The 7,090-nt window shown below is 59.3% G+C and carries 7 protein-coding genes; 4 read left to right on the plus strand and 3 right to left on the minus strand.

Going from position 1 to position 7,090, the window contains the following annotated elements:
* The 3 genes from VIH17_13240 to VIH17_13250 all read left to right on the plus strand — a co-directional run.
* Positions 1-825, plus strand: an 825-nt coding sequence (locus VIH17_13240; protein HEY4684196.1) for a hypothetical protein, incomplete at its 5' end; no start/stop codon positions are given.
* 19 nt (positions 826-844) lie between these two features.
* On the plus strand, positions 845-1,183 hold the full coding sequence (locus tag VIH17_13245; GenBank protein HEY4684197.1) for a hypothetical protein: 339 nt from the start codon (positions 845-847) through the stop codon (positions 1,181-1,183).
* Between the two features lie 19 nt (positions 1,184-1,202).
* Complete coding sequence (locus tag VIH17_13250) at positions 1,203-2,234, plus strand: ornithine cyclodeaminase family protein (protein HEY4684198.1); 1,032 nt, start codon at positions 1,203-1,205, stop codon at positions 2,232-2,234.
* On the opposite strand, the gene VIH17_13255 is transcribed toward VIH17_13250, so the two are convergent.
* From VIH17_13255 to VIH17_13265, 3 genes are all read right to left on the minus strand, one after another.
* The gene (locus VIH17_13255) at positions 2,218-3,558 is read right to left on the minus strand and encodes a tetratricopeptide repeat protein (protein ID HEY4684199.1); all 1,341 of its coding nucleotides are present in this window, start codon (positions 3,556-3,558) and stop codon (positions 2,218-2,220) included. The two genes, VIH17_13250 and VIH17_13255, sit on opposite strands and share 17 nt — an antisense overlap.
* Positions 3,559-3,783: 225 nt before the next feature.
* The gene (locus tag VIH17_13260) at positions 3,784-4,023 is read right to left on the minus strand and encodes an anti-sigma factor (protein ID HEY4684200.1); all 240 of its coding nucleotides are present in this window, start codon (positions 4,021-4,023) and stop codon (positions 3,784-3,786) included.
* A gap of 4 nt (positions 4,024-4,027) precedes the next feature.
* Positions 4,028-4,639, minus strand: coding sequence for a sigma-70 family RNA polymerase sigma factor (locus VIH17_13265; GenBank protein HEY4684201.1), 612 nt, complete (start codon positions 4,637-4,639; stop codon positions 4,028-4,030).
* Between the two features lie 487 nt (positions 4,640-5,126).
* Between VIH17_13265 and VIH17_13270 the strand changes: the two genes are divergently transcribed.
* Positions 5,127-6,875 (plus strand): diguanylate cyclase, encoded by a 1,749-nt coding sequence (locus tag VIH17_13270; GenBank protein ID HEY4684202.1) that lies wholly within the window; start codon positions 5,127-5,129, stop codon positions 6,873-6,875.
* Positions 6,876-7,090: the final 215 nt, after the last annotated feature.

The raw sequence follows: 7,090 nt of genomic DNA on the forward strand, positions 1-7,090 counted from the left end.
CGCTTTCTGCCCCGCCAGCTCGCCAATCGGGGTGACCGGCTGGTTTTTTCAAACGGCATCCTCTTTCTCGGAGTGGTGGCCTCCCTTCTGGTCATTGCGTTTCAGGGCAAAGTCCACCGGCTCATCCCCCTTTATGCTATCGGAGTGTTTCTATCGTTCACTCTGTCGCAAGCCGGGATGGTGGCGCACTGGTGGCGCCATCGAGAAGCCGGGTGGCGGCGTCACATGGTTTTGAATGCGGTCGGGGCGACCGCTACCTCCGTAGCCGTGCTCGACATTGCCTTCGTCAAATTCCTCCACGGCGCCTGGGTCGTTGTCATCGCCATTCCCCTTTTTGTTTACGCGTTTCGCCGCGTGCGCTTGCACTATTTCCTGCTCGGTACCCAGCTTTCTCTCGGCGACTATGAAAAGCCAAAACCCCGCCGAAACACCGTCGTCGTGCCCGTGGCCGACATCAACAAAGTTGTCCTCGCGGCCATCGAATACGCTCACTCGATCTCCGCCGATGTCATCGCTCTCAGGGTAAACCTGGACCACGCTGACCGCCGGGAATTCGAGCGCCGCTGGCAGGAGTGGGCCGGCGATACGCCGCTGGTCGTGCTCAACTCCCCTTATCGCTCCATCCTCCGGCCGGTGCTGCAGTTTGTGGAAGAAATTTCGCGGCTGCGGCCCGAGGACGTGATTACAGTGATCCTGCCGGAATTTGTCCCGGCCCGCTGGTGGCACGAGCTGATGCACAACCAGACCGGCTTGCTCCTCCGCAGCGCGCTGCTCTTCAAGCCGCGCGTCGTGGTCACCAGCGTCCGCCATCACCTCGCCCGCTGATCGAGCACGCCAGACGGCGATGGGCCGTTATGACCTTGCTTCTGTCGAACCGCGCGAGTATCTTTTCCTGTGCATCCGCACCGGAGCTCCGGGCGATTCTCCTATGCAGCTCGGGCCACAAGCCAAAGAGCACATCCGCAGCCGCGTCGAGCCTGTGCTCCAGCAACTCGACCCACAACTCGAGTTCATTGAAATCCTGGTGGATTCGGCCCGGCGTCAACTCGGCTTCGTGCTGCAAAAGGACGACCGGCCCATCGTCCTCGGCATGGACTGGCTCATTTTTGTCGCGATCACCGAGCCCGAACTGAAACAAAACCTCGCCACCCAACTGGAAACCCGCGGCCTCCTCCGTCCCTGATTTCTCGAGAGGGGAAGAGATGGCACTGCTCATCGCCGAGAAGGAAGTCCGACAACTATTCACCGCGGTGCCGTCCGGCGAGGGCGGGACGGGGCTGAGCATGACGGCCGCCATGGCTGCCCTGGAAGAGGCATTTCGCCATCTCGCCGAAGGACGGGCCGAGAATCAGCCGCGGCATCGGGTGATCACGCCTGCCAAAACAGTGCTTCACTATATGGCTGCCGCCGATTATGCGACCGGCTACTTTGGCATGAAGATCTACGCGAGCGGCCCGAAGGGAATCCGTTTCTTTGTTCCGCTCTACCAAATCGCAAGCGGGGAAATGGTGGCGCTGGTTGAAGCCGACGTGCTCGGCCAAATGCGCACCGGAGCAGCGAGCGGCCTGGCCACCCGGTACATGGCCCGGGAAGACGCGACCGAGGTTGGCCTCATCGGCACCGGACTCCAGGCGCGGACACAATTGCTGGGAGTGGCGGCTGCCCGCCCCGTCAAGCGCATTCGCGTCTTCAGCCGCGATGAAAAGCGTCGCGAGGATTTTGCCCGGCGGATGAGCGAGGAACTGGGCATTCCGGTCGAGGCCCAGAGCGGCGGCGAAGCCGCCATCCGCGAAGCTGATATCGTCATCGCCGCTACCACGGCCCGCGAACCAGTCATCCTTGGCCGATGGCTCAAGGCCGGCGCCCACGTCAACGCCATCGGCGCCAACTTTCCCAATCGCCGCGAACTCGACTCGGAAGTCATCGAGCGCGCTTCGTGGATTGTGGTGGATTCGGTCGAGCAATCCAAAATCGAGGCCGGCGACCTCATCGTCCCTTTCGCCGGCCAGGCCGAGCGATGGAATGGTGTGCGGGAGTTGAGCGACCTGGTAACCCACGCCGCCGGGAGGGTCCCCAGCGGAAAGAACCGCCGGGAGATCACGCTATTCAAATCCAACGGGGTGGCCCTGGAAGACATCGCCGTTGCGCGTCTCGTCTATGAGTTGGCTCAGCAGCGGAATGTGGGCAGGGAAGTGCCGCTCTGGGAGGGATCGGGGATTATCTCAAACTTTTGAGGCGCTCGTTGGCCAGGCGTTGCGTCACCGGGATATTGAGCTTGGCGGCGGCTTCGAACATCTCGCGGGCTTTGGCTGTTTGTTGTTGCCTTTGGTAAATTTCGCCGCGGCGCAGCAGACAGTGCGCCCGGACTACCTCCTCAGCCTTGTTCCATTGGCCGGCCCTGGAATAGTAAGCCAGGGCAGCGTCGGCATCGCCTTTCTTTTCGTAAATGGAAGCGACTTCGTAATAGACCTTGTCGAGCGGCGCCCGATCAAATCCGGGCGCTCCGTTCTCCGCCTTTCGGGCCATGCCCAGATATATCTCGAGCACCTTTTCGGTGTTGTTCCCACGCTTGTAAGTCTGAGCAATCTGCATCGGGATGAGATGGTTCCTCGGATAATATTTTCCCAGCCGTTCGAGCAACTCGCGGGTATAGCCGTACTGCTTTTCCCGGTTGTAGATCACCGCCAGCAACACCGCCGCGTCCGTCGTGCTGTACTTGCTGCGCGTCATCGCGTTCTGCAGCAGCAGGATTCCTTTCTGTTTGTCGCCGTGAAGGCCAATCAGGAAAGAGAGCCATCGGATGTAACCCGGGATGCTTCCGATGGCGTATTCATAGACGCCGAAAATCACGTCCACATCGGCGAAGCTGGGGTCGAGCTTTCTTGCCTGCTCGGCGTATTTCCTCGCTTCCTTGCCATTGCTCAATGCCGCCAGAAACTTTCGGGTTACGCTGAAGTGATAGTTCGCCTCGACGGCGTAGCTCGAAGCCAGGGCATAGGTGGCCTCGAGGTCGGCGGGATTCTTGGCCAGTCGTTGCCGGGCAATTTCTCGCGCTCTCCTGAGCTCCTCTTGAAACGACTGGATAAGGGCCGCGTCGGCTTGGATCGGCTGGGCCTTGGCAAATTCGTTGCTTGCCGAATAGAGATTCGCGTCAAGTTGGCCGCTCAGATAGAGTTGTTTGTAAAGGAAGCCGTTGGCCAGATAATTGTGGAAGCGCGGGTTCAAGGGCGCGAGGGCGATGGCCCGTTGATAATTCTCAAATGCCTCGTCGTATTCGTTGTTGTAAAAGTGAATTTGGCCGGCACGGGCGAAATTCTCCGGGTCAATGGCATCGTGGGCGCGCGCCAGTGAGCCGGAGGAACAGGTTACGGCGAGCGCAAAGGCAAACACCCGCAGCATCTGTTCGGTCTTGTGACGGAAGCCCGCCTCAGGCTGCCAGGGCTTGCCCGCCAAAGACTCTTTTCGAGCGAATTGCGCTTTATGCGGGGCGGGCTTGCCCGCCCGGGTTCGAGTGGCGGGCATGAGCCCGTCACTCGCCATCCATCGCGCTTTTTTCATGGTTTAGCCGGCCCCTTCGATCCGCCGCGGCGGACTCAGGGCAGGCGCGGCCGGCCCTCCACAAAAGCAGGACTCGCCGAAGCATCTCTCTTGCTTGGATGCGCAAACACTTCCGGGGATGCTTGGTACGCCCGTGGCGGGCCGCCTATCCCTCAGGTTGCGAGCGGCGGGGTTCAGCCTGAAACCTTGTTGAGATTCTGTATTTCACAAAACCGAATTTCTTGGCTAATGGGTCTGTCGCTTGAGGTGCTCTTCCAGCGCCCGGTGGAGACGCGTGCGGACATCTTCCGGCAGCGGTGCCGGAGCGCAGTTGCAAAAGATTTCAATGGTCTTCTTGGTTGTGTTGACCACCATCCGGCAGTCGGGGCAGTTCTTGAGGTGCAGCTCGAGGTCGGATCGCAGCGACGAGTCGAGTTCCCCGTCGAGGTAATTCGAAAGCTCCACGATCATTCTTCGGCAGTCCAACGCTCTAACCCCGCTTGAAAACTTTGTCAAGGCGATGGCGCAACTTGAGCCGGGCACGCAGCAAACGCGATTTTACCGCCGGGACCGACAGCTCGAGCATCTGAGCCGTTTCTTCGGTTGAGAAATGCTCGACATCGCGAAGCAAGAACACGCTTCGAAAAGCGGGCTCGAGGGAATCAATCGCCGCGGCCAGGATGGTTTGCAGCTCGGTCCGGGCATAGACCTGTTCCGGGGTATCTCCCCAGTCCACCACCTCGCGCGGCATCAAATCATCTTGCGTTTCAACGTATTCGTCAAGCGAGAGGGTGCGTCCCGGCTTGCGCTTGCGCAGTTGCATCAGCGACTCGTTGACCGCAATGCGCACCAGCCAGGTATAGAAGCGGGAATCGCCCTGAAAATCGCCCAGGTGAGTGTAAGCTTTCAAGAAAGCGTCCTGCAAAACGTCCTCAGCGTCCTCGTGGTTTTGGGTGATGTGCTGCGCCAGCCGGAAGATGTTCCGCTCGTACCGGTTCACCAGCTCTTCAAACGCGGCAACCTTGCCCGCCTTTGCCTGGGCAACGAGGATCGCCTCGTCGTCTCCCGCTGTGCGGGACGCCTTGGTGGATTGGATCGCCATCGTCCGCCAAAAGATGCAACAATACCTTAACCAAATATATACGAGTTGTCCTGGGTTCCTGGATCTGCCAGCCCGCTTTGCGGGACACGGTTCAAATCTTGTCCGCTGAAGCGTGATGTAACCTGCTAAGTTAGCCTGTTAGAAGTCGAAACGCAAATCCGAGCACGGCGAAGAGCCAGGCTTGCAAGGAGCGCCAAAGGCCACGCCAGGCGGCGCTGCCCCTTCTCACTCATGCACAACAACTTGGCCAGGGGGTAATGATGTACCTTTCCTATTCCATTCACCCATTCCAGCTTGACAAAGGGCCGGGTTGGGTCAGAATAGAACATCCCCTTCCGTACAACTTTTTTGAGGCTTGCGGCTCCTCCCTTCCCCCGCGTGCCTGAGCTGGATTTATGCGCCTTCGGCGTCATTTTTCATTACGGAAACTGACAGCAGAATCGAATATGCCGACTACCAGTTTTGACATAGAGTTGCTCGATAAAACATGAGTAAGAGCCCAGAAGATTTGCATCGGCGAAGGACCGGAGCGTTCAGAGACCTGGTTGGCATCTCCGCTGTTTCCATTCTTGTCTTTGTTCTCGTATCTGTTTTTGGAGGATTTAGGACCTTTCAGGAATGGGCTCGAAGACAGCCACAATGGACAGAGTGGCACATCTATGACTATGTTTTTGTGTTTGTGATCCTGGCATTTGCTCTCGCCATTTTCTCTCTGCGTAGGTGGAAAGAACTTAGAGGTCAAGTCACTGACCACCGGTGGGCGGAGGAAGCGCTGGGACAAGCCGAAGAGAAGTATCGCAGCATCTTTGAAAATGCCGTGGAGGGCATCTTCCAAACGACCGTTGACGGTTACTACCTGACAGCAAACCCAACGCTGGCGCGCATTTTTGGCTACCAATCACCCGAGGAACTGATCGCGAGCGTCAGCGACCTCGAACATCAGTTTTACGTTGAACCGGGTCGTCGTGCGGAATTCATTCGCCTGATGAAGGAACGCGGCCGCATTTCGGGGTTTGAGTCTCAGGCATATTGCAAAGATGGCAGCGTGATCTGGATTTCAGAGAACGCACGCGCTCTCCGCGATTCAAGCGGCAGGTTGTTGGGTTTTGAAGGCACGACTGTTGACATCACCGAGCGCAAGCGCGTGGAAGAGGAACTCCGCCAGGCCTACGAGAAGCTCACCCTGTCCATGAAGGAAATGGAACGGCGCACGGGAGAAATCACCCGGCTCAGCGAACTGGGCGAACTGCTTCAGTCCTGCCAGAGCGCCGAGGAGGCCTACAAAGTCGTCGCCGAGGCTGGGGCGCAACTATTCCCTTCAGCATCGGGGGCGCTGTGCCTGGTCAGCGCCTCGCGCAACACCGTCGAAGCTGTGACGTCGTGGGGGCGGCTTCAGCCGACCCAGCAGGTCTTTGCCCCGGATGACTGCTGGGCACTGCGGCGCGGTCGGGTACACCTCGTGGAGAACCCTAACTCCCCGCTGCAGTGCGGGCACCTGCGTAAGGCCGGGTGGGCGTGCTACCTGTGCGTGCCGCTTGTGGCGCAAGGCGAGGCGCTGGGCGTGCTGCACTTGCAGGTCAATGGCAAACAGCCTGGTGAACCACCGGAGTCGAGCGAGCAGGGGACGAAATGCGATCAAGGGGTGGCGCTAGCTGTGGCGGGACACATCGCCCTTGCCCTGGCCAACCTGAGACTACGCGAAACGCTTCGCAGCCAGTCCATCCGCGATCCCCTCACGGGCCTCTTCAATCGCCGCTTTATGGAAGAATCGCTGGAACGCGAGCTGCGCCGCGCCACCCGCAGCAAGCGCTCCGTGGCAGTCATTCTGCTGGATCTGGACCGCTTCAAGAGCTTTAATGACACCTTCGGGCATGAGGCGGGCGACATCCTGCTTCGCGAGCTCGGCGGTTTCTTGCAGGGGCACATCCGCGCCGGGGATATTGCGTGCCGCTACGGCGGCGAAGAGTTCACCTTGATGTTGCCGGAAGCGCCGCTCGAAGTAGCATGCAACCGCGCCGAACTGTTGCGCCGGGAGGTCAAATACCTCATCGTACAGCACCGTGGCCAAGCCCTCGGGGCGGTCACGCTTTCACTGGGTGTAGCCGTTTTTCCTGAAGACGGAACCACCCCCGAAGAGCTCTTGCGCGCCGCCGACCAGGCCCTCTACCGGGCGAAGGGCCAAGGCCGCGATTGTGTCGCCGTCGCCCACGCCCCAGAAAGTGAAAAGACGCGCTGATCTATTAGCTTCCTGAAGACGCTTTCACCCATTCCAGCTTGACAAAGGGCCGGGTTGGGTCAGAATAGAACATCCCCTTCCGTACAACTTTTTTGAGGCTTGCGGCTCCTCCCTTCCTCCGCGTGTCGGATTTGAGTCCCGGAATATCGCGGCCTACTGCCTTCTCGTCGCATTAGATGAGGGGAACGATGGCAACATCCAAAGCAGGCAACTCA

It is taken from the genome of Candidatus Acidiferrales bacterium (genome assembly GCA_036514995.1).
GTDB lineage: Bacteria > Acidobacteriota > Terriglobia > Acidiferrales > DATBWB01 > DATBWB01.

What these genes read in the sequence shown, in the direction of transcription:
- VIH17_13245 (HEY4684197.1), top strand. Translation starts at nt 845, where the DNA reads ATGGGCCGTTATGACCTTGCTTCTGTCGAACCGCGCGAGTATCTTTTC.
- VIH17_13265 (HEY4684201.1), bottom strand. Translation starts at nt 4,639, where the DNA reads ATGGCGATCCAATCCACCAAGGCGTCCCGCACAGCGGGAGACGACGAG.
- VIH17_13270 (HEY4684202.1), top strand. Translation starts at nt 5,127, where the DNA reads ATGAGTAAGAGCCCAGAAGATTTGCATCGGCGAAGGACCGGAGCGTTC.
- VIH17_13255 (HEY4684199.1), bottom strand. Translation starts at nt 3,558, where the DNA reads ATGAAAAAAGCGCGATGGATGGCGAGTGACGGGCTCATGCCCGCCACT.
- VIH17_13250 (HEY4684198.1), top strand. Translation starts at nt 1,203, where the DNA reads ATGGCACTGCTCATCGCCGAGAAGGAAGTCCGACAACTATTCACCGCG.